This window comes from Thiomicrorhabdus sp. Kp2, assembly GCF_000478585.1.
Classification (GTDB): Bacteria; Pseudomonadota; Gammaproteobacteria; order Thiomicrospirales; family Thiomicrospiraceae; genus Thiomicrorhabdus.
In genome coordinates this window covers 795,004-815,715 of sequence record NZ_ARWI01000001.1, presented here as the reverse complement: position 1 = coordinate 815,715, position 20,712 = coordinate 795,004, and the positions used below count along the sequence as shown (strand labels likewise).

The 20,712-nt window shown below is 39.8% G+C and carries 22 protein-coding genes; 9 read left to right on the top strand and 13 right to left on the bottom strand.

What is annotated here, in order from left to right; translation table 11 throughout:
* Positions 1-145: 145 nt before the first annotated feature.
* Positions 146-1,717, bottom strand: a complete 1,572-nt coding sequence (locus tag A379_RS03910) for an inorganic phosphate transporter (RefSeq protein WP_040725913.1) — start codon at positions 1,715-1,717, stop codon at positions 146-148.
* Between the two features lie 254 nt (positions 1,718-1,971).
* On the opposite strand from A379_RS03910, the gene A379_RS03905 reads away from it, so the two are divergent.
* Positions 1,972-2,928, top strand: a complete 957-nt coding sequence (locus tag A379_RS03905) for a PstS family phosphate ABC transporter substrate-binding protein (protein ID WP_040728650.1) — start codon at positions 1,972-1,974, stop codon at positions 2,926-2,928.
* 136 nt (positions 2,929-3,064) lie between these two features.
* Here A379_RS03905 and A379_RS03900 read toward each other — a convergent pair whose 3' ends face one another.
* Positions 3,065-3,316: a 2Fe-2S iron-sulfur cluster-binding protein gene (locus A379_RS03900; protein WP_040725910.1), complete on the bottom strand. Its 252-nt coding sequence runs from the start codon at positions 3,314-3,316 to the stop codon at positions 3,065-3,067.
* A gap of 182 nt (positions 3,317-3,498) precedes the next feature.
* Here A379_RS03900 and A379_RS03895 point away from each other — a divergent pair, with 182 nt between their 5' ends.
* Positions 3,499-4,353: an ion transporter gene (locus tag A379_RS03895; protein WP_040725909.1), complete on the top strand. Its 855-nt coding sequence runs from the start codon at positions 3,499-3,501 to the stop codon at positions 4,351-4,353.
* Between the two features lie 139 nt (positions 4,354-4,492).
* Here the strand turns inward: A379_RS03895 and A379_RS03890 are convergent, their stop codons facing one another.
* Together A379_RS03890 and A379_RS03885 are read right to left on the bottom strand one after the other, a co-directional pair.
* Positions 4,493-5,212 carry a VIT family protein gene (locus A379_RS03890; RefSeq protein WP_081696327.1) on the bottom strand — a complete coding sequence of 240 codons (720 nt, stop codon included), beginning with the start codon at positions 5,210-5,212 and terminating at the stop codon, positions 4,493-4,495.
* 40 nt (positions 5,213-5,252) lie between these two features.
* Positions 5,253-5,777 carry a DsrE family protein gene (locus tag A379_RS03885; protein WP_040725906.1) on the bottom strand — a complete coding sequence of 175 codons (525 nt, stop codon included), beginning with the start codon at positions 5,775-5,777 and terminating at the stop codon, positions 5,253-5,255.
* A gap of 199 nt (positions 5,778-5,976) precedes the next feature.
* On the opposite strand from A379_RS03885, the gene A379_RS03880 reads away from it, so the two are divergent.
* Positions 5,977-6,276 (top strand): BolA/IbaG family iron-sulfur metabolism protein, encoded by a 300-nt coding sequence (locus A379_RS03880; RefSeq protein ID WP_051144992.1) that lies wholly within the window; start codon positions 5,977-5,979, stop codon positions 6,274-6,276.
* A 42-nt stretch (positions 6,277-6,318) separates the two neighbouring features.
* On the opposite strand, the gene A379_RS03875 is transcribed toward A379_RS03880, so the two are convergent.
* From A379_RS03875 to A379_RS03850, 6 genes are all read right to left on the bottom strand, one after another.
* Entirely contained in the window at positions 6,319-6,900 is a 582-nt protein-coding gene (locus tag A379_RS03875; protein WP_040725904.1) for a hypothetical protein, read from the bottom strand.
* Between the two features lie 15 nt (positions 6,901-6,915).
* Positions 6,916-7,779 carry a symmetrical bis(5'-nucleosyl)-tetraphosphatase gene (locus A379_RS03870; RefSeq protein WP_040725902.1) on the bottom strand — a complete coding sequence of 288 codons (864 nt, stop codon included), beginning with the start codon at positions 7,777-7,779 and terminating at the stop codon, positions 6,916-6,918.
* 40 nt (positions 7,780-7,819) lie between these two features.
* The gene (gene rsmA / locus A379_RS03865; RefSeq protein ID WP_040725899.1) at positions 7,820-8,653 is read right to left on the bottom strand and encodes a 16S rRNA (adenine(1518)-N(6)/adenine(1519)-N(6))-dimethyltransferase RsmA; all 834 of its coding nucleotides are present in this window, start codon (positions 8,651-8,653) and stop codon (positions 7,820-7,822) included.
* Between the two features lie 49 nt (positions 8,654-8,702).
* Positions 8,703-9,683: a 4-hydroxythreonine-4-phosphate dehydrogenase PdxA gene (pdxA, locus tag A379_RS03860; protein WP_040725896.1), complete on the bottom strand. Its 981-nt coding sequence runs from the start codon at positions 9,681-9,683 to the stop codon at positions 8,703-8,705.
* 178 nt (positions 9,684-9,861) lie between these two features.
* Complete coding sequence (locus A379_RS03855) at positions 9,862-11,169, bottom strand: peptidylprolyl isomerase (protein ID WP_040725895.1); 1,308 nt, start codon at positions 11,167-11,169, stop codon at positions 9,862-9,864.
* Between the two features lie 47 nt (positions 11,170-11,216).
* Positions 11,217-13,592: an LPS-assembly protein LptD gene (locus A379_RS03850; protein WP_051144991.1), complete on the bottom strand. Its 2,376-nt coding sequence runs from the start codon at positions 13,590-13,592 to the stop codon at positions 11,217-11,219.
* Positions 13,593-13,649: 57 nt separating this feature from the next.
* On the opposite strand from A379_RS03850, the gene A379_RS03845 reads away from it, so the two are divergent.
* Together A379_RS03845 and murU are read left to right on the top strand one after the other, a co-directional pair.
* The gene (locus A379_RS03845) at positions 13,650-14,672 is read left to right on the top strand and encodes an aminoglycoside phosphotransferase family protein (RefSeq protein WP_040725894.1); all 1,023 of its coding nucleotides are present in this window, start codon (positions 13,650-13,652) and stop codon (positions 14,670-14,672) included.
* A gap of 14 nt (positions 14,673-14,686) precedes the next feature.
* Positions 14,687-15,406, top strand: coding sequence for an N-acetylmuramate alpha-1-phosphate uridylyltransferase MurU (gene murU / locus A379_RS03840; protein WP_304412419.1), 720 nt, complete (start codon positions 14,687-14,689; stop codon positions 15,404-15,406).
* On the opposite strand, the gene A379_RS03835 is transcribed toward murU, so the two are convergent.
* A complete protein-coding gene (locus A379_RS03835) occupies positions 15,403-15,867 on the bottom strand; it encodes a PAS domain S-box protein (protein ID WP_040725892.1) in 465 nt (154 codons plus the stop codon). The genes murU and A379_RS03835 overlap by 4 nt on opposite strands.
* A 124-nt stretch (positions 15,868-15,991) precedes the next feature.
* Here A379_RS03835 and A379_RS03830 point away from each other — a divergent pair, with 124 nt between their 5' ends.
* Both A379_RS03830 and A379_RS03825 read left to right on the top strand, forming a co-directional pair.
* Positions 15,992-16,705, top strand: coding sequence for a pseudouridine synthase (locus tag A379_RS03830; protein ID WP_081696324.1), 714 nt, complete (start codon positions 15,992-15,994; stop codon positions 16,703-16,705).
* 118 nt (positions 16,706-16,823) lie between these two features.
* Positions 16,824-17,090, top strand: coding sequence for a hypothetical protein (locus tag A379_RS03825; RefSeq protein ID WP_040725890.1), 267 nt, complete (start codon positions 16,824-16,826; stop codon positions 17,088-17,090).
* Between the two features lie 138 nt (positions 17,091-17,228).
* Here the strand turns inward: A379_RS03825 and A379_RS03820 are convergent, their stop codons facing one another.
* The gene (locus A379_RS03820; RefSeq protein ID WP_040725887.1) at positions 17,229-17,441 is read right to left on the bottom strand and encodes a cold-shock protein; all 213 of its coding nucleotides are present in this window, start codon (positions 17,439-17,441) and stop codon (positions 17,229-17,231) included.
* Between the two features lie 453 nt (positions 17,442-17,894).
* Positions 17,895-18,761, bottom strand: coding sequence for a bile acid:sodium symporter family protein (locus A379_RS03815; protein WP_040725885.1), 867 nt, complete (start codon positions 18,759-18,761; stop codon positions 17,895-17,897).
* A gap of 187 nt (positions 18,762-18,948) precedes the next feature.
* Here A379_RS03815 and yaaA point away from each other — a divergent pair, with 187 nt between their 5' ends.
* Together yaaA and A379_RS03805 are read left to right on the top strand one after the other, a co-directional pair.
* The gene (gene yaaA / locus A379_RS03810) at positions 18,949-19,725 is read left to right on the top strand and encodes a peroxide stress protein YaaA (RefSeq protein WP_040725884.1); all 777 of its coding nucleotides are present in this window, start codon (positions 18,949-18,951) and stop codon (positions 19,723-19,725) included.
* Between the two features lie 47 nt (positions 19,726-19,772).
* A complete protein-coding gene (locus A379_RS03805; protein ID WP_040725882.1) occupies positions 19,773-20,681 on the top strand; it encodes a Dyp-type peroxidase in 909 nt (302 codons plus the stop codon).
* Positions 20,682-20,712 lie beyond the last annotated feature (31 nt).

The following is a 20,712-nucleotide window of genomic DNA, read 5'->3' as shown; positions in this document are numbered from 1 at the left end:
TGCAGAGCCAAGTCAAGTGAAGAGTTAAGAATACTTAGCCATAGTAAAACCTTCGATTTTTCTTGGTAGTTCAGTCATACAAGGTACAAAAAAAGGGCCTATAAAAGGCCCTTTTTTATTTCAGTGGTTTTATGCTTTTACCAGGTTATGGAAGCATCATCCCTCTAATTGTAAAGTAAATTAAAGCGGCTAAGGTGGCTGATGCTGGAACGGTAATCACCCAAGCGGCCACAATTTTTAAGAACGCAGAACGTTTTACCAGTTCTTTTTGGTAAACTTTATCTAAAGACTTACGCTCTTTTTTACTTAAAGCCACTTCGGCCTCTTTCGCTTTCAGTTGCGCCAACATCTCTTTTTTCTCAATAAGAGAGGCTTTTTCAAAACGGATAATATACTCTTCCACTTCTTGTTGATCTGAACCTTGGTGGTGATCACGAATAGACTGAATCGTTTTTGCATAACTGCGTTTTAAGTACTCGCGCAGGAAACCAACCCCAAAGACACCCCCTACGGCAATGTGGGTTGAGCTTACTGGTAAACCGAGTTGTGAGGCAACAATAACGGTAATGGATGCCGCCATAGCGATCGAGAAGGCGCGCATTTGGTCGAGTTCTGTGATCTCAGAACCAACCGTTTTAATCAGTTTAGGCCCAAATAACAGCAGACCTAAACTGATACCAATTGCCCCAATGAGCATGACCCATAACGGAATTTCAGCTTTAGTCGAAACTCCATGTGTTTGTACAGCATCATTAATGGCCGCCAGTGGACCAACAGCATTAGCGACATCGTTAGCGCCGTGTGCAAAACTTAATAAAGCTGCGGCAAATATAAGCGGCATGGTAAATAAGGTATTCACACTCGCTTTGGTATTTTCAAGACGTTTTGCCTGGCGTGCGATAATGGGTCTAAGTGTGATATAGGTAGCGGTGGCAATCGCTAAACCAATTAAGACGGCATCAATAAAATCGACTTTCCAGATCTTTTTTAGACCTTTCATAATCAGATAAGTTGAGAAAGCCCAAGCCATAATGGCAATCAAAATGGGTAACATTTTTTTGGCTGCGCTAACCATGTCGTCTCGATAGGTGATACTCCTCTTTATCCAGTAGAGGAAACTCGCGGCAATGAGCCCACCAATAACGGGTGAGATTATCCAGCTAGCGGCAATGGCGCCCATTTGTTCCCAGTTAGCAATTGACCAACCTGCTGCTGCAATACCTGCACCTAATACGCCACCCACAATGGAGTGAGTCGTTGAAACAGGTGCGCCCATTGCGGTTGCTAGATTAAGCCATAAAGCCCCTGCCAATAGCGCAGCAATCATCAACCAGATAAAGGTATCACTGTCGCCAATGAGAGCGGGGTCTATAATGCCTTTTTTGATTGTGCTTACCACATCGCCACCCGCAATCAGTGCGCCTGCCGACTCAAAGATAGCAGCAATAATAATGGCACCCGTCAGTGTTAGGGCTTTAGAGCCAACTGCGGGCCCAACATTATTAGCAACATCATTAGCACCAATATTAAGTGCCATATAACCACCAATCATTGCCGCAACAACCAATTCAATACTCACAACACCTGTGCCAGTTTGAATGTTTGAGGCAAACAGAATGATCATAATGATAAAAAGTAGGGCGGTTCCAAAGCGGAACATCTCTTTTCTACCACGAGATGTGGCGTTTTCAAACTCGTTTATATCTCGAAATTCCATAGCGTTAACTCTATTTTGACGGATTGGGATGTCTGCGCATTGTATTAAAAATAAGCAAGCAAATCAGATTTTATTACAGAAATGTTAATCATGATTAAGCATAAGCAATTATTGTTTCGCTTTATTTAGTAATTGTACCCATGTTTACTGTCACGAAAGTGTCATATTAGTGTCAATTTTGTTTTATGAAGGCTTCTTATACTTTGCAACGTATTCAAGCAAATTCATTAAATTTAATTTTTGGAGTTTTAACCATGAAAAAAGCAAACATCTTATTAGCAATGGGTCTTGCAGCTTCTGTTGCAACATCTACTGCCTATGCATCTGAATTACCGAATTATGAAAAAGTTTCTGGTGTTTCTGGAAACTTATCTTCTGTAGGTTCGGATACATTAGCTAACCTAATGACACTTTGGGCTGAAGAGTTTAAGCGTGCTTACCCTAATGTAAATATCCAAATTCAGGCGGCAGGTTCTTCTACTGCTCCTCCAGCTCTAACGGAAGGGACTTCAAATGTTGGGCCTATGAGCCGCGCAATGAAAGATAAAGAAATTGCAATGTTTGAATCTAAGCATGGTTATAAGCCAACAAAAATCGGTGTAGCGATTGATGCTCTAGCAGTATATGTAAACAAAGATAACCCAATTGACGGTCTATCTATTCCACAAGTGGATGCGATCTTCTCTTCTACCCGTAAGTGTGGTGCTAAAGACGATATTACTACTTGGGGGCAAGCTGGTGCAACAGGTGCTTTAGCGGATAAGTCTATTCAGATTTATGGTCGTAACTCAGTTTCTGGTACTTACGGTTACTACAAGAAAAAAGCGCTTTGTAAAGGTGATTACAAGTCATCTGTAAATGAGCAGCCTGGTTCAGCTTCAGTTGTACAGTCAGTTTCAACTTCTTTAAACGCGATTGGTTATTCTGGTATCGGTTATAAAACGGCTGGTGTTAAAGCTTTAGCGATTGCTAAAAAAGCGGGTGGTAAGCAAGTTGAGCCGACTAATGCTAACGCATTAAATGGTACTTACCCTCTTTCACGTGTACTTTATGTATATGTAAACAAAGCGCCTAACAAGCCAGCAGAGCCTGTAATTAGTGAGTTCATGAAGCTTGTACTTTCTAAGCAAGGTCAAGAAGCGGTTACTAAAGATGGTTACATCCCTGTACCAGCGGATTTTGCTGCTAAAGAACTGGCTAAACTAAAGTAATTAAAGCTTAATTACTTAGTTCGCTAAGACTAAAAGCCCGCCAGTGAAGTGAATCTTCACTGGCGGGCTTTTTTGTTTGTGGCAACTTATGAAACGACCAGGCCTGGTCGTTTCTAAAAGAGCAGTCGCGCTCTATTTAAATTAACTCAATTTCAACATCAGAAACTGGAATGACACTGCAGGTTAAAATTTCACTCTTTCGGGCTTCATAAGCGGGGTCTTGAATCTCTTCAACTTCACCAGAGATCAATCGTACTGAGCAAGCACCACAATTTCCACCACGACAGCTATAAGGCATATCAAACCCATTTTCGTCTAATGCTTCTAGCATTGAGAACTGCCCATCAAATTCACATTCACCTTGTCCTACTACCGTAATTTTTGCCATGACTCTGTACTTTCCTACTGTGTGATAAAAAAATTTATTTTAACAATTAAATGCGTGAATCAATACAGTAAAATAGCCAAAATTTCAGTTTGACCAGGCCTGGTAATATTAGCCATAAGCTATAAGCAAACTGTCAACAAGTGTTTTTCATAATAAGATTAAATACAAAAGTAGGCATAACAATGACGTGGTTAGATTTTCAAAATCGTTTTCAACATATTCGCGATAACAAAGTGTTTGAACTGTTTGTTATCTCGGTCATTATTTTTTCATCCTTAATGATTGGTATTCGTACCTACGAGTTACCAGGCCTGGCTGAAACGATTTTGATTAGTTTAGATTATGCGGTTACGCTGTTCTTTGTGATTGAGATCACCATCCGTATGGCGGCCGAGGATCGTTTTAGAGATTTTTTCAAGAAGGGTTGGAACATCTTTGACTTTGTGATTGTGGTGGTCAGCTTAATACCTCTCGATGACTCTGAGTATGCCTTAATTGCCAGAATGTTACGTTTATTCCGTGTCATGCGTTTAATTTCATTTATCCCAGAATTGAGAGTGTTGGTGAGCGCTCTTATTTCAGCACTTCCTAGAATGGGGTATGTCGCACTATTGATGTTTATCATCTTTTACCTGTATGCGGTTATCGGCAATATGCTGTTTGCACAATTAAACCCAGTCTTGTGGGGCGATTTAGGGATTTCATTATTAACACTGTTCCGTGTAGCCACGTTTGAAGACTGGACAGATGTGATGTATGAAGCGATGACTTTATACAGTTTAAGTTGGATTTACTTTATTACTTTTATCTTCTTCTCTGCGTTTGTCTTTTTAAATATGATGATTGGGATAGTGGTAGAAGTTTTGGATGAAGAGCATAAAAAAATGGAAGCTGAAGCGGCTAAAGAAGTGGGCGCTGAAAGTGTTGCGGATGAGTTAACCGCCATTCAAAATCATGAGCAAAAGATGGAAGCTGAGATAGCCTTATTGCATCAAAAGTTAGATACACTCTTAGCTCAACAACAAGTGAATAAATAGAGTTAATGAGAAAAATAGGTTTTTTTCAGGTGTAACTTATTTTAGATTGAAACAAAAAAGGGCTTTAAACCGATGTTTAAAGCCCTTTTTTATTTTGTAAGTTAATGAATTACCAGGCCTGGTAATGTTCGTTTGATTTTTAACCAGCAACGCCAAAAATCATGCCCACCCAGGTGGTAATCGCCATTGCGATACTTCCCCAAATTACCACTCGCATAGCTCCTTTTAGTTTGCTAGCGCCACCTACCCATGCAGAGAGTGCTCCTAAAGTACCTAACAATATGAGTGAGGAAACTGTGATGACAATCCCCATGTTTTCTAGTGGTAGAACAGCCACTAAAATCACTGGAATAACACCACCAGTAATAAAGGAGACGGCTGAAGCAAATGCCGCTTGTATTGGATTGGCGCTATGAATTTCAGATAACCCCAGCTCATCTCTGAGATGGGCATCCAAAGCGTCATGTTCCATAAGTTCATGCGCTACTTGATGGGCGGTCTGTTCAGTAACCCCACGCTCCATGTAGATGAGTGCGAGTTCATGTTTTTCGGTTTCCCAATCCTCTTCAAGGGCTTTCTTTTCAATCTCTAAGTCGGCTTGCTCAGTGTCTGACTGTGAACTAACCGATACATATTCACCCGCCGCCATAGCCATAGCCCCAGCGGCTAAAGCCGCAATTGCAACCAGTAAAATGTAATCACGTTCAGCGCCAGCGGCAATGACACCTACGATTAAACTGACCACGGAGATAATGCCATCATTCGCCCCTAAAACCGCTGCGCGAAGCCAGCCCATTCTATGGCTGTAATGCATCGTGACTAAATGTTCATCTAAGTCTTCTTTGGTCTCAAACTGCATAACTTTTGCCTCTTAGTTAAGAGTTGTCTGTTAATCGCGTTTACCACACTAATGGTTTATAGCCTTCTTCTTGCAGCTCCATCAATGCAGCCGCACCCACTTCAGCGTATTCAGCAAAAGGGCGCATATCGGCGTCTGTCCAATGAATGGTGTTCATGGTGTTACCACAAGCGATCCAGCGAACGTTGTAATCTTTGGCAAAACTTGCAACTCGTTCATAGGTTAAAGCTTCTACTTCGCGTTGCGGTTTTTTGGCTAAAACGTGCAGGCCTGGTCCAATGGCCACTACGGCAATGTCCACATTACCGCCATAGCGCTTAATCATCGCTTGAATGGAATTTAAAATGCCTGTTTGGTAGGCGGCATCGGATTTGTTGAACATATAAACCGCTTTGTGCTCAGCAGGATCACCTGGAAAACGGTCACTTGGTGGATCTTGTAGTTCTGGTACAGGTTTTAATTTAAAGTCTGCATTAGCGGTTTTAACGGTATCACCGCTGGCTGAATGAGCGTAGCTAGAAAAAAGAAGGCTTAAACTTAAAAGGGGGGTGATGAATATACGCATTGATTTCTCCTGGTAATGTTAAAGTTGAACTTAACCGTTCAATTTATATAAATTATTGTATGTGTAATTTTTGCATGAATGCTTTAACTTGTAATAAAATTCACTGTTGTAGTTATTAATTAGTTTTATTACGATGTAGATAAATTAGCTAATTGGGCATAAATCACAAGTTAATCAAGAATGAGTTAGGGATAGAATAATGATTCAACCACAAATAGAACAAGCAATAAATGATGCATTTGATGTGCAGTTTATGGAATTGCTGAATGAAAGCCATATGCACTCTGGCCCAGCACCTGAATCGCATTTTAAATTAACCGTGGTCTCAAAGTCATTTGATGGCTTAAGTAAGGTGAAAAGACAGCAGGCCATTTATAAAGTATTGGCTGAGCTAATGCCGCAGTTTCATGCTTTAGCGTTGCATACCTATACACCAACAGAATGGCTAGCAGTAGAACAAAGTATTCCAGCGTCACCCAAGTGTACAGGCGGCCATTAATTTAAATAGGTTTTGACCAGGCCTGGTTGTTTTTATAGCCTCTTATAGATCTATTTCGTATTCAGAATTTTCATTGGAGCGTTCTGGATCAATTTCTGGGTAAGTGAGATACCAAATACGGGTGAACTGTTCAGGATGGAGTTTGTTTTGTAATAGTAAAATCGCTTGAACATACTGTTCAATATATTGGTAATTACCTTTTTTAAGTGATTGCCACAGGTGTCGATATTTATTAGGCAAGAAGTTTTTAAAATGCGGTAGTAGTCCAAAGTCACCCTCTACCTGTTTGATTCTCTGCATCACTTCATGGCGTGCGGCTATTTTGTAATGGCGTTCTTGGCCTTCAAACATTTGACTGACCCAAAAAAGTAAACCAGCAGCCACTAAGAAGCTCACGATGGGTTGGTCAAATAAAAAGCTGCCTAATAGCGTCACTAGAACCAAAATAATGGCACTCACGGGGATGGTTAAAATGGATACCCATACTTTATTGCCTTTAAGTTCGGTGGTAATGGTATCAATATTAAACTGTTGCACATCGACGGAATTTAGGCGCTGTAACATCTCTTCTGGCGAAGGGATGGTTTCATAATATTGCGAATCTTCTTGTTCAGTTGTTTGCATAGTGCTTGGCTAAAATTACTTTTTCTTTTTCAATTTAGGTTTACATTGCTGTTGGCAATTTACGGTAAAGCGTTGTTTAGTTTCTAGAGCATAAGCGGTCATTTGCCCACCCCAAAGACAGCCTGTATCGGTTGCATGTATATGGTAAGCATCTATTGCACCAAGCGTGGACCAATGACCAAAAAAAATTTCATAATCCTTATTGCGACGATTAGGAAAAACAAACCAAGGTTGATATTCTGAGTCATTTTCATCAGCCTCTGATTTAGGGCTGGATTTAAGTTTAAACTCTAATTTACCATTGCTGTCGCAATAGCGCATACGAGCGAAAGCATTCACAATGTAGCGCAAACGTTCATAACCCGTTAAGTTATCATGCCATTGATTAGGCTCAGAGCCAAATAGGTGCGTCACAATATACTCTTGCCAATCAGGGCGTTTTAACTGTTTATGAACCTCTTTGGCATAGGTTTGGGCTTCTTTAATTGACCATTGTGGCGGAATGCCAGCATGAACCATCACCGCATGGAACACTGGATGTGTCACCATTAACGGTTGGTTGCGTAGCCAATCCATTAATTCATCCACATCATCAGCGGTTAAAATTGGGGTTAATGTATCAGACTTGGATGTGAATTTTTCTAAACCCGCATAAGCCGCGAGTAGATGAAAATCATGATTGCCAAGAACCATATCGGCTTGGCCTTTCTCACATAGTTTTTTGACAAAACGTAAACACTCTAAAGATTTTGGCCCACGATTAACAATGTCGCCCACAAACCAAAGATGGTCTTTTTTTGAGTTGTAGTCTATGTGCTTTAATAGGCTTTGCAATTCGTCATAACAGCCTTGCAAGTCGCCAATAACATATGTAGTCATAATATGGTTTTAGGGTAAGTAGTTAAATTTATGAGCAAAATTATTGTGCCGATTGTAATTTAATTTGCTGATAAAGGTTGGCTAATTCAACAAACTTTTCAACGCTGACTGTTTCAGCACGAGCGGTTGGGTTAATACCGCAAGATTCAATTTGTTCGCCATCGAGCATGCCTTTTAAAGTATTACGTAAAGTTTTACGTTTTTGACTAAACGCTTGTTTAACCAGTTCAGCAAAAGCGGTTTCATCGTCTGCAACAAAAGGTTTTTGTTTGTAGGGCAGTAAACGCACAATGGCAGAGTCTACTTTAGGTGGAGGTGTAAAGTTTTCAGGGCCAACCGTAAAGAGGTATTCAGTTTCACAAGCGTATTGAATCATCACACTTAAACGTCCATAGGCTTTAATACCAGGGTTGGCCGTAATACGATCAACGACTTCTTTTTGCAACATAAAGTGCATGTCTTGAATATGGTCGCTATATTTTAAAAGGTGAAACATTAACGGGCTTGAGATATTGTAGGGTAGGTTACCCACAATACGTAAGGGTTGTTCAGGCTCAAATTCTAATAGGGTGCTGTAATCAAAGGCTAAAGCATCTGTGTGATGTAAATTAAATGCGGGCTTTGAGGCGAAACGGATTTTAAGTGGCGCAATCAGATCATTATCAATTTCAATAATATCCATTCGCTTAACCACATCAATCAGAGGGGTAGTTAAAGCCGCTTCACCTGGTCCAATCTCAACCATATGGTTATCAGGTTTGGGGCGAATAGAAGCCACGATTTGGTCAATCACTCGACCATTATTAAGGAAGTTTTGCCCAAATTGTTTTTTGTGTTTGTGTCCTGAGGAACGTCCTGAACGCTGTTGTGCCATGTTGTTTTACTCTTTAATTTGGGTGTTGATTTCTTCCAAGGGTTGTTTATTAACCTTGGGTTTGCGCCATCTGCAATGCGACTTCAATAGCGTACTCAAAACTTCTTACATCGGCCTTGCCTGTACCCGCCAAATCTAATGCCGTACCATGATCGACTGATGTGCGGATAAATGGCAGGCCTAAAGTGATATTAACCGCATTACCAAAGCCCATATGTTTTAAAACAGGTAACCCTTGGTCATGGTACATGGCTAAGACTGCATCAGCTTGTTCTAAGTATTTTGGTGTAAATAAGGTGTCGGCTGGCAGTGGGCCACTTAAATGCATTTGTGTGCCAAGCTTTTCTAAAACAGGTTCAATCACGTCAATTTCTTCACGTCCCATATGACCACCTTCACCTGCGTGAGGGTTTAAGCCCGTTACTAAAATCTGTGGGTTATCAATGCCAAACTGCGTTTTTAAAGCGTTATGAGTGATATTCAGTACATCGGTCAATAGAGGTTGAGTAATCGCTTTAGAGACAGCCGCCAAAGGTAGGTGAGTGGTAGCAAGTGCTACTCTTAGGCCTGGTGTCGCTAACATCATTACGACTTGATCGGTATGGCTGTCTTCCGCTAAAAGTTCGGTGTGGCCAGTAAAAGGCAGGCCAGCTTCATTTATCACCCCTTTGTGAACAGGGCCTGTAACCATGCCAGCAAATTCATGCTTCATGCAGCCTTGAATGGCACGTTTTAACATTTTAATAACGTAATTGGCATTCGCAGGATTAAGCTGACCATCAATGACTGGCTCTTGGGTTTTAATTTCTTCCACCAGCATAGTATGCGCTTTACTCGGTTGAGCGGGTTTAGAAATATCATAATCCATAAATTCAACATTTAAGCCTAGCAATTCAGCTCGGTGTTGTAAAAGTGCTTTATCGGCAATAACAACTAATTCAATGGGCCAATCTTTTTGGGCAAGTTGTAAAACTAAATCAGGGCCAATGCCTGCAGGTTCACCTGAGGTAATGATTAAGCGTTGTGTCATATTCTTATTTCACTTTTAAAAATTTATTGAGTTTGTGCTTGATGGCTGCCGCCCATGAAAATGTAAAAAGCAGAATTTCAGTTAATTCCAAATTTTAAAGAAGTCGTTATGTTCTTCTATACAACCTGGCAAGCTGAAAATTCTGCTTTTTATGAAGTAGTGACACTTCAATTAAAGCTTATTTGATTTGAATAAAGGCTTCATCTTTCAAACGACGTAACCATAAATCAAACATCTCATTGGCTTTACGGATTCGAATCGCTTGAATGGCTTTTTGGGTTTCATCTTCACCCGCATTGCTTAACTCTCGAATATCATCTAAGTATAAAATCATCCAGCCTCTGTCGGTGGCTAAAGGCGGTAAAGCCGTTTTTGCAGCTTGTTTGGTAACGTCTTCACGAATGACACTCGGGATTTTTTCAATACTACGCCAACCTAAGTCACTGTCTGCATTCACTTCAGCTGGAATGTCAGGGTATTTAGCGGATAGAGCTTGAAAGTCTTGCATACTATGAATTGACTGACTCAGTGCCATTAAGTCGTTAGGAACACGACTTCTGTCTGCATCATCACTTAAAATAATAAAACGGAATAAGTGGTATTCAGTTACCAGGCCTGCTTGACTTGTGTCTTTCTTATCGGCCAATTTAACTAAATGAAACCCGCTTGCACTTTGAATAATCTCACTGACTTGACCAATTTTTAATCCGTCAATGGCTTCTGAGAAGAAGGTTGGGACCTCTTCTTCATTCATCCAGCCTAAATCACCGCCAGTGAGTGCTTTACCACCGTTAGAATAACGCACGGCAAGTTGGGTAAATTCTTCCCCAGCTTGAAGACGTTTTTGTAACGCGGTAATTTTTTCTAAGGCTTCTTTACGCTGGTCTGGCGTTGCTGATTCAGGTAAGGCGATTAGAATATGGTTTAATCGAACTTGGACATTCTTTTTAGCTAGGTGTTGGCGTTTTAAGTAGTTTTGAATTTCACTTTCTGTGACCAGTGCTTGGCTAATGACCTCTACTTCACGTAACTTTTGAATCAATAATTGTTGTTGAATGGTTTGACGTGCTTTTTGAAAACCATTTGGCTGTTCAATATTTAAACGGTTACGTAGCTCAAGCAAACTCATATTGTTTTGTTCGGCAATCGTCTTCATTTGTGCATTGATTTCATCATCGGGAATATTTAAACCAATTTGTTTAGCGCGTTCTACCTGTAGAACTTCTAAAATTAAACTGTCTAATACTTTCTTTCTCAGTGCGTCGATATCATCCACTGGAATATTCTGCGCGGCTAGCTTTTGCGACTGTTCAAAGACCTTTGTAGAGAGTTCACTTTGTAAAATAACCTGCTCATTCACAACCGCCACAACTTTATCTAACAAAACATCATTGGCCGCACAACTTGCACTGTATAGCATCGTGGATGAGGCGGTTGCTAAAGCCATAGAAAGTGAAAAGAAAACAGAATGTAGAGTTTTTTTCATGCGTTTGCCTTTAAAAGCGTTAGGTTAGTTAAGAGTTTAAACGGTCTCTAAAAATTGAGTTTATCGTTGAGCTCTTGTTTAAATTTTGAACCAGATGAACTTAGCCCTTTGAGTTCAAACTGGACTTGAATTCCATCATTATACAAGCCATTTTCAAGTTGTGTACGTTCTGCAATAAATTCTGCCGCCCAACAACAACTGTCGTATCGTAAACCGATTTGGGTTTCATATAAATCTTTTTCATGTAGGTCATAACTGCTGTATAAACCTAAGTTCCATGTGCTATTAATTTGTGTGTAGCCTCCCATTGAAAGCATCTCAGTTTCATCGGCTTGCCCTTTATTATTTAGGGTGTGATTCATTAATAGTGTGGTTTTTTTGGATGACTGCCATTTGATACGATTATTGGCGTTGGTCAAAAACTGCTCATCACGGTCAAGTTGTAGGGTGGATGAGGCATACCAATCTTCAAGATTTAGACCAAACTTAATAAAAATATCCGAAAAACCATCGGTTTCTGGAAGGTTATCTAAGGTCACTTTACGATCCGCTAAATAAGCGATCTGACCAATACCCGCTTCCGCAATAGGTGCCCCTTGTGGGCTTAATAGTTTAGTGGTTAAGGCGGTCGCAATTTGACTGGTATCACCAATTCTGTCAGCACCAGTAAATCGATTCAGTTCAAATAGGTTACTAAATGCCAAACTTCGGTTTGCCGTGTCAAAGATCGCTATGTCTGACTGTTTTTCATAAGGGGTGTATAAATACTGAACTTCGGGCTCAAGCGTTTGCGTATAGTGGCTGTCACCAAAGGTTAGATCTCTTTCAAAGACTAAACCTCCACGTACTGCAAACTGCGGTATAAAACGACTTATACTGTTTTCGCTAGAAGGGTTGAAGCCATTCTCTTTCATATTGTATTGGGTCTGATTGGCCACCAATGTGGTTTTTAAGTAACCATAACTGTTTTGTATTTGATGGGTTAGACTTGGCGCCATATGGATTCGAGTGGCTTCTGCCTTACCAATATCTGAGACAGGATTTACAAATTCAGTAGAAACGGCATTAAGGTCAAATGCAAAGTTGTCGATGTATTTACTATAAGTGACGCCAATTTCGGGGCGTTTTTCATAGTTTACGGTGGCATTTTGTAACCTTAAATAACTTAATAACTGAATATAAGAGCTAAAGTTGCCATTGCGATAGTTAAGTTGTGCGGTTCGTAGTTTTTGAGTGGCGGTTTTAAGTTCGCTTTGCACAGGGATATCCGCAAAGAAACTTTCATCAGAAACCTCGTCCCAATTTAGGCTACTGCTAAATCCACTTCCCCAGTTTTGATTGGCGATAATGCTAGCGCGCCAACGTTCAGAACGTTTGTCACCGTAAATCAAATTGCCAGCGGTATCTGTCGATACAATTCCTTCTGAAGCCGTTAATTGGTCTTGCAAACCTGTTAGAGTGATGTCGGCTTGGTGGAAGATATTGTTATGCTTAGCCAGATATCTAAACTCATTCTCAAGCGCCAAACCTCTTTGTGTCATTGGAATGGCGGTTAAGGTGTCATCCATATTAGGCGCAATATTAAAATAATAAGGGACTTTAATATATTGGTTACTTGAATTTTGCGTTAGAGATTTGTAGCTCCCTATTTCAGGAAACAGCAAACCACTGGCTCGATCATCTAAAGGGTAGTCAAAGTAGGGGGTGTAAAAAACGGGTACATCTTTAAAGTACAGCGTGGTGTTTTTTCCCACCACACGACGGGTTTTATTGTTGATGACTAACTGGTCAAACTTTAAATCCCAATCGACTGATTCATCTGCATTGAGTTTGCATGTGGTTAAAGACGCTTTTGCAAGCGCGGCTTGTTGGGCTTTTTCATCTAAGGTGATGTTTTTAGATTTACCATGTACGCGACTCGGCAGCATTTGATAATGAGTATCAGACAGCAATGCGGTTTTTTCTTGGTTGTTTACTGTGGCTTGTTTAGCGGTAATGGTGATGTCAGGTTGGTGTAGTTCAACATGACCATTAAATTGTGCGGTTTTTTCTTGTTTATCAAAGAGGGCTTCGTCACTTAAAACAACCAGGCCTGGCTGGGTAAACACAGCATTACCTTGCAGTAAATACTGGCTATTGTTGGGTTGTGACAGTTGGTTGGCTTCAATATTTTGTTGAGCGTTTTCTGTTTTATTATTTTGTTTGGGAATATTTTGCGGTTCAGCAATTAAATTTGGCGCGCAGGGATTGTTTGCTAGAGCGATTGCATTAGGGTTAACTGTTTTAGGTTCTGTTTTCTGTGACCAGGCCTGGTAAGGCGATAAACACAATACAAATAACGAAACTTGTAATGGAATGTTCCGACGTTTAAACGGTTTTTTTAAGAATTTTTGCATTACAAAATGTGACTCAGCATTTGACATCTAATAGAGAATCATTAATTATTCACGAATTGCTTATTTTAACCGAGTATTTGCTGAATGAATGAAAGATTTCAAATGATGTTGGATTGGCTTGAAAGCTTGCCTATTTTACAAGACTGTAATGTGACCCAACCAGAACCTGCCTCTGCCGATGCAAGCTTTAGGCGTTATTTTAGAATCGTGGCCGAATGTGCTTCAGGTAATCACAGCTACATTATTATGGACGCTCCTGTGGAACACGAAGACTGCCGTCCATTTATTGCGGTTTCTCAACAGTTGGTTGAGATGGGTTTAAATGTTCCTAAGGTTCTGGCTAAAGACTTAGAGCAAGGTTTTTTATTACTAACGGATTTGGGTAGTACCACTTATTTATCTGAACTTGAGAAGCGTGTTGAAACTCAGGTAGATCAACTTTATGGGGATGCTTTAACGGCTTTAGTCACCTTGCAAACTAAAGGGCATGATGCGGCACAAAAATTACCTGCTTATAATGAAAAGTTATTAAACACTGAAATGTCACTGTTTTCTGATTGGTTGCTTGAGACACATTTAGAGATTGGTTTAGATAAAATTGAGCACCAGGCCTGGCAAGATGTGCAGAAAGTCTTAGTGGATTCAGCTTTAAAACAACCACAAACCTATGTACATCGTGATTATCACAGTCGTAATCTTATGGTAGTTGAACAGGGCAATCCAGGTATTTTAGATTTTCAAGATGCGGTAAAAGGTCCTTTGACTTATGATGCCGTTTCTATGCTTAGAGACTGTTATATCGCCTGGCCTGAAGAGCAGGTAACAGAGTGGCAGCGTAACTATTTTTTACAGCTTTGTAGCGCCAATATTCTCTATAAAGATGAGTGGGCTGGTTTTCAAAAATCGATGGATTTAATGGGGATTCAACGCCATTTAAAAGCCTCAGGTATTTTTGCACGTTTATTTCACCGTGATGGTAAAGAGGGGTACTTAAATGACATACCTCAAACCTTAAACTATCTGGTCAATGTTGGGGCTAAATATCCTCAAATGCAGAGTTTGGTCGATTTAGTTGAAAGCAAAGTCTTGCCTAAAATCGGTCAATGAGAAGGTTTGCTAGCGTGAGTACTTCAAAAAATAATTCAACGGTTAAAGCGATGATTTTGGCCGCAGGGCGTGGTAACCGATTACGCCCCATTACCGACTCTATTCCTAAACCACTCGTTGAGTTGTGTGGCAAACCGCTGATTGAATATCACATCGAAAAGCTGGCGCAAGCAGGGGTGTCTCAAATTGTGATTAACCATGCCTGGTTAGGTCATAAATTAGAAGAAACATTGGGCGATGGTTCTCGGTGGAATATACAGATTTCTTATTCCGCTGAACCAGAAGGCGGTTTAGAAACTGCTGGCGGTATTATTAACGCCTTACCATTATTAGGTGAAAATCCATTTTTACTCATTAATGGCGATGTGTATTGCGAGATGGATTACCGTGGCCTAGTTGCAAAAGCACGAGCGATGCAAAATGAATCGTCTAGCACTTTGCTGGGGCATTTAGTGGTTGTACCAAGCCCTGAACATAATGCAAAAGGAGATTTTGGATTAAATCAGCATCAGCGTTTAGAGCCACAAGGAGAATTTACTTTTGCAGGATTGAGTGTTTTAAGCCCTAAACTATTTGCCAATATGGAGGTGGGTTTTATTCCCTTAGCGCCTATTCTTAGAGACGCCATGAAACAAGGTTTATTGACTGGTGAGCTTGAAACAGGGCTATGGTCGGATATTGGCACTTTGCAAAGATTACAGCAAACAGAACGTTTGCTTGAGCAATCTAATTAAACACTGAATTCATCAGGCACACCAATTTCACCCTCCTTGATGGCCAAAAAACCATCGGCTACATCTTGGTATAACTCCATCATAATGTCTTTTTCTTGGCCATCACATCTCATTCGATGAGAGATATAACCAGAAATTCGACCGCTGTCATCTGTTAGGGGGCCAACATTTGCTCTTAACCAGTAATAATCACCATTTTTACGGCGATTTTTAACAATTTGAGACCAACCTCTACCTTTTTGAATGGTTTGCCACATATCGGCAAATACACCAGCAGGCACATCAGGGTGTCTTAAAATACTATGAGGTTGACCGATAAGCTCCTCTTGACTGTAACCACTGCAATAAACAAAGGCTTCGTTAACTTTGGTTATGGTGCCATGTAAATCGGTTTCAGACATAATTACCATGTCCTCTGGTACAAAAAACTCGTTTTCGGTTACCTGAATTTGCGTTCTCACGGTAGACTCCTTTAAATAGTTGCAGTGTGTTTTTTATCGCGTGCAAATAATGGGGCGAGTGTAGCATGGCTCTGTAAATGAGTAAGTAAAACCTTGTATTTAATGTGGTTAGTTGAGTAAAAATATGATTAGAATCAATAAATGGTTAAGTGAAATGGGCGTTTGTTCACGTAAAAAGGCCGATTTATGGATTACTGAGCATCGCGTCAAGGTGAATGGAAAGTTGGCCAATCTAGGTCAAAAAATTTTTGAGAATGACTTTGTTGAGGTGGATGGAAATGCAATAAAGTCCAAGCCTAGCCCTATTTTTTTGTTGTACAACAAACCTGTTGGAGTGGTCTGTACGCATGACTTATCGGTAAAAAACAATATCGAACACGCCATTAACTATCCGCAGCGTATTTTTGCCGTAGGGCGTTTAGATAAAGACTCAGAAGGTTTAATGCTGTTAACGAACCAAGGTGACAGCGTCAATAAAATTATGCGTGCCGAAAATAAACATCAAAAGGTTTATAAGGTTTGGGTGGATAAGCCCTTAACGGAATCGTTTAAAAATTTGATGGAGACAGGCGTGGCGATTTTAGATACCGTTACCTTGCCGTGTACAGTCGAAATATTGGAGGAAATGTGTTTCCAAATCACCTTAACACAAGGTCTGAATTTACAAATTAGGCGTATGTGCAAGGCATTGGGATATAGGGTATTAAGGTTGCAACGAATTCAAATTATGGATTTTTATTTGGCGGATTTATCGGTAGGGCAATTGCATCAATTGAGTGAGCTACAAACTCAACAGTTGCTCGTTAAACTGGATGGTTCAGTGAGTTATGTGCACTAGTTTTATTTGTGGTTAATTTGAGATAACTTTTGGGTTAAAAAGAGTTGGTTTTATGGCTCAGAGCTTTAAAATAAAATTAACCCAATAAAATACATGAACTCAGAATAAAGGAAAAAAAATGAGCCATAAGCACAAAACGATTATCGAAAAAGTATTTGCCCACCCAATTGCTACCAATGTGGATTGGAAAAAGTTACAACATACTTTAGAGCATTTTGGCGCGACAATTGAAGTGTCTAACAACAATAAAGCAAAAATCTTTATTAAAGAGCAAGAGATTGTTTTAGGTCTGCCGCATCATGGGCATGAGCTAGCAGATAAAGCTGAAATTACCAAACTACGTCACTTCTTAGAAGAAGTCGGTTTAACGCCAGACGCTGTTTAATTAATTTGTTTATTGGGTTGCGAGAAGGATTTGTAACCCAATAAAGTATTTGTCTTTATTTTTAGCGAAGGCAAAAAGCAAAAAAGGCCTGAATGGATAACCATTCAGGCCTTTTTTTATGCCATGAAGAACGGAGGATTAACCTTCGATTACTTCGATGTTTTCTGCTTGAGGTCCTTTTTGACCATCAGTAACAGTAAACTGAACTTTCTGACCCTCTGCAAGAGTCTTGAAGCCAGATCCTGTGATTTGACTGAAGTGAGCGAATACATCAGGTCCTGAATCTTGTGCAATAAAACCAAAGCCTTTTGTTTCGTTAAACCATTTTACGGTGCCAGTAGTGGTAGACATAATCTAATCCTAAATTTTCATGAGACCTTTGTATGAGTGAGGCGCGTGAGAAAAATGAGGGAAAATTTGCCTGTTTGAGGCGTGAAACGTAGCTAATAGCTGGCTATTAGCAAGTTTTTTAACAAAAAACAGGTGAATTTTAACCATTTTTATCCATGAATTCACTCGTGCAGAGGTCTCTTCATAAGTAAAACATGCCTGAATTTTCAGGCGGTCATTCTGAAGATATTGCAGTTACTTATTGAAAATCAGAGCGAAGCGAAAACGAACGAAATGGAAAAACAAAAAATAGTGCACTTAATCTTACGAAAACCATTATATACATATTCAGTGATAATAAAAAAGAAATTAAGATGACATTTTTAAAATAAAAAGACAGTCATTAGATAACCCTTTTCATTTTATAACCAGTTGAATTTAAATAAGTAATGGTTTTTAATCTTAGTTAATTTATTAAACGTTTGTGGCTTTTTTATTAATCCACCAGCCAAATATTGCACCGCTTAAAAACATGAATAGCGAATAAGTCACTGCGGGAACCATCATCACTTCATTACCAATTAAGGTTCCAGCCACTAATAATGCCAAAGTACCATTTTGTATTCCCACTTCAAAGCCTATTGAAACCGCTTGTGGTTGGGGGAGTTTTGCTATTTTAGCTAATTGGTACCCTAGTATTAAAACCAACACATTCAATAATAAAGTTGCCAGGCCTGCTTGAGCAAAAAAGTCCAAAATATTGTCTTTGTTTTTTAGCACAATCAACATAATAATCAGTAATAGAAACAGAATTGAAAACCATCTTAGATAGTGCTCAACTTTGCTAGCCATATTGGGCCAACGCGACAATACAAACATACCTAAAGCCACTGGCACAACCGTAATCACCAGTAATTGAATAATCGTTTTGGCAATCGGTAGGTTAAATTCAGTGCTATTACCCATAAAATAACTCATGCTTAAGGCGGCTAAAATAGGGATGGTAAACGGTGTAATAACACTCACTACGGCCGTTAATGAGATAGATAAAGAGGTATCCCCTTTGGATAGATAGGTAAACATATTTGATGTTGCACCACCTGGGGCTAAGGCGATAATTATTAAGCCTACCGCTATCTCAGGTGGTAAGGCTAAAGCAATAGCAATAAGAAATGCCGCAATAGGCAATAATACCATCTGTCCAATAAGGCCAATACTAAGTGCTTTAGGAGACTTGGCTACGTTTTTAAAGTCGGCCAGTTTGAGTGATAACCCCATGCCAAACATAATTAAGAAAAGGGATAAAGGCAGGATTACTTTGGTTAATAAATCGGGTGACATGCAGGTTCCTATTGCTCAATGTGCTAAATATATAGTGCATTGTATGCAAACGTAGTAAAAAATCTATCATATTAGGAAAAGGTTAATAAAAACTATCACGGTAATGAATCTTTACAAACCAAGTCAGGCGTCGCTTCGTTTATAATCTTTTCATTATTGAAAATTAGAGAGTTAAGGATTTTACAAAATGTTAATGGTTGTCTCCCCAGCAAAAGCTTTAGATGAATCAACGCCAGTGCAAACTGAATTACACACTCAGGGGGCGTTATTAAATGAAGCGGCACAATTAATTGATGAATTAAAAGGTGTGGGTCCTGTTGAGATTGGGCAGATGATGCACATTAGCGAAAAATTATCCGAACTGAATTACCAACGTTTTCAAGATTGGAGCATGCCTTTTCCAGAAGATAAAGCTAAGCAAGCCGCTTGGTTGTTTAAAGGTGATGTCTATCAAGGGTTGGATGCTTATTCATTGGATGATAAAGGGATTGATTACATTCAAAACCATTTGGCGATTTTATCTGGGCTTTATGGTTTATTGAAACCTTGCGATGATATGTTGCCGTACCGTTTAGAGATGGGGACTAAGTTTGCCAATCAAAAAGGCAAAGATTTATACGCTTTTTGGGGTAGCCAAATTACCGAGCAGCTGAATAAGTTATTGGCAGAGCTAGGCAGTAAAACTTTGGTAAATCTCGCCTCTAATGAGTATTTTAAAGCGGTAAAAAAGAGAGAGCTGAATGGCCGAATCATTACGCCGATTTTTAAAGATTGGAAAAACGGTCAATATAAAATCATCAGTTTTTATGCCAAAAAAGCACGAGGTCTAATGGCACGTTATGCGGCCGATCACCAAGTTGAAAATGCTGAAGACCTTAAATATTTTAATACAGATGGATATCAATTTAATCCAGAGATGTCTTCAGAGACTGATTGGGTTTTTACACGTAAAATTGAAGAGTAGTTTTCTTTAAACATATTTAAGACTGAAAGAATTAATAAGGCTATCCCATGAACAAAACACCCCAAGCAGGCATTTTTTATGAATCTGCCAAACATATGTATTTTTTGGAATACCGTTTAAAAGAGATTAATAACCAAGAAATTAAATCGGCAATTAGCCGTGCTTTGCAATCTGAAAAAGTCTCAGTGGTGATCTCTTTTGGAAAATCAGCCTGGAGTAAATTACAGCCCGCTTGGTTGCCAGCTACCCTGGAAGACTTTTACGAAGTTACAGCTACTGAGGGTGGGCATAGAGCGCCATCAACACAAACGGATCTGTTTTTTTGGTTGCAAGGTGAAGATGTGGGGGAGGTGTTTGATCAAGCTATGCACATTCAACAACAGATGAAATCTGTGGCTAAGTTGACTTTGGATGAGCGTGGTTTTGATTACCATAATCATATGGATTTGATTGGCTTTGAAGATGGTACGGCCAACCCCAAAACTGATGAGTTAAAACGCGATGCCGCTTTGATTCCTGCAGGCCTGCCTGGTGAGGGAGGTAGCTTAGTGATGAGTGAAAAGTGGGTTCATAATATGGAAAAATGGAACCAAGTTCCAGTGCATTGCCAAGAAGCGGTGGTTGGCAGAACCAAAATTGAGAACGAAGAGTTGGAAGGCGATGCTATGCCTGTCGATTCGCATGTGAGCCGAACCGATTTAAAAGTGGATGGTGTGGCGATGAAGGTTTATCGCCGTTCCGCTCCTTTTGGAAGCGTTAAACAAAATGGATTGCTCTATTTGGCTTTTGCTTGTGAGCTTAAACGTTTTACTTCGCAATTGGAGAGTATGTACGGGCATAATGAAGAAGGTGTAATTGATCAGCTGCTAAATTACTCAACAGCGGTAAGTGGCTCTTATTGCTTTGCACCTGCGATGGAGGATTTGCAAGAGATGTTACAAGGCATTTCACAATAACGGTTTCTGTGAGTTAAAACCGCTATTGTGG

Excerpts from the sequence above, each read along its gene's own strand:
- A379_RS03910 (WP_040725913.1), bottom strand. The coding sequence starts at position 1,717 with ATGGAATTTCGAGATATAAACGAGTTTGAAAACGCCACATCTCGTGGT.
- A379_RS03905 (WP_040728650.1), top strand. The coding sequence starts at position 1,972 with ATGAAAAAAGCAAACATCTTATTAGCAATGGGTCTTGCAGCTTCTGTT.
- A379_RS03900 (WP_040725910.1), bottom strand. The coding sequence starts at position 3,316 with ATGGCAAAAATTACGGTAGTAGGACAAGGTGAATGTGAATTTGATGGG.
- A379_RS03895 (WP_040725909.1), top strand. The coding sequence starts at position 3,499 with ATGACGTGGTTAGATTTTCAAAATCGTTTTCAACATATTCGCGATAAC.
- A379_RS03890 (WP_081696327.1), bottom strand. The coding sequence starts at position 5,212 with ATGCAGTTTGAGACCAAAGAAGACTTAGATGAACATTTAGTCACGATG.
- A379_RS03885 (WP_040725906.1), bottom strand. The coding sequence starts at position 5,777 with ATGCGTATATTCATCACCCCCCTTTTAAGTTTAAGCCTTCTTTTTTCT.
- A379_RS03880 (WP_051144992.1), top strand. The coding sequence starts at position 5,977 with ATGATTCAACCACAAATAGAACAAGCAATAAATGATGCATTTGATGTG.
- A379_RS03875 (WP_040725904.1), bottom strand. The coding sequence starts at position 6,900 with ATGCAAACAACTGAACAAGAAGATTCGCAATATTATGAAACCATCCCT.
- A379_RS03870 (WP_040725902.1), bottom strand. The coding sequence starts at position 7,779 with ATGACTACATATGTTATTGGCGACTTGCAAGGCTGTTATGACGAATTG.
- rsmA (WP_040725899.1), bottom strand. The coding sequence starts at position 8,653 with ATGGCACAACAGCGTTCAGGACGTTCCTCAGGACACAAACACAAAAAA.
- pdxA (WP_040725896.1), bottom strand. The coding sequence starts at position 9,683 with ATGACACAACGCTTAATCATTACCTCAGGTGAACCTGCAGGCATTGGC.
- A379_RS03855 (WP_040725895.1), bottom strand. The coding sequence starts at position 11,169 with ATGAAAAAAACTCTACATTCTGTTTTCTTTTCACTTTCTATGGCTTTA.
- A379_RS03850 (WP_051144991.1), bottom strand. The coding sequence starts at position 13,592 with ATGTCAAATGCTGAGTCACATTTTGTAATGCAAAAATTCTTAAAAAAA.
- A379_RS03845 (WP_040725894.1), top strand. The coding sequence starts at position 13,650 with ATGAATGAAAGATTTCAAATGATGTTGGATTGGCTTGAAAGCTTGCCT.
- A379_RS03830 (WP_081696324.1), top strand. The coding sequence starts at position 15,992 with ATGATTAGAATCAATAAATGGTTAAGTGAAATGGGCGTTTGTTCACGT.
- A379_RS03825 (WP_040725890.1), top strand. The coding sequence starts at position 16,824 with ATGAGCCATAAGCACAAAACGATTATCGAAAAAGTATTTGCCCACCCA.
- A379_RS03820 (WP_040725887.1), bottom strand. The coding sequence starts at position 17,441 with ATGTCTACCACTACTGGCACCGTAAAATGGTTTAACGAAACAAAAGGC.
- A379_RS03815 (WP_040725885.1), bottom strand. The coding sequence starts at position 18,761 with ATGTCACCCGATTTATTAACCAAAGTAATCCTGCCTTTATCCCTTTTC.
- yaaA (WP_040725884.1), top strand. The coding sequence starts at position 18,949 with ATGTTAATGGTTGTCTCCCCAGCAAAAGCTTTAGATGAATCAACGCCA.
- A379_RS03805 (WP_040725882.1), top strand. The coding sequence starts at position 19,773 with ATGAACAAAACACCCCAAGCAGGCATTTTTTATGAATCTGCCAAACAT.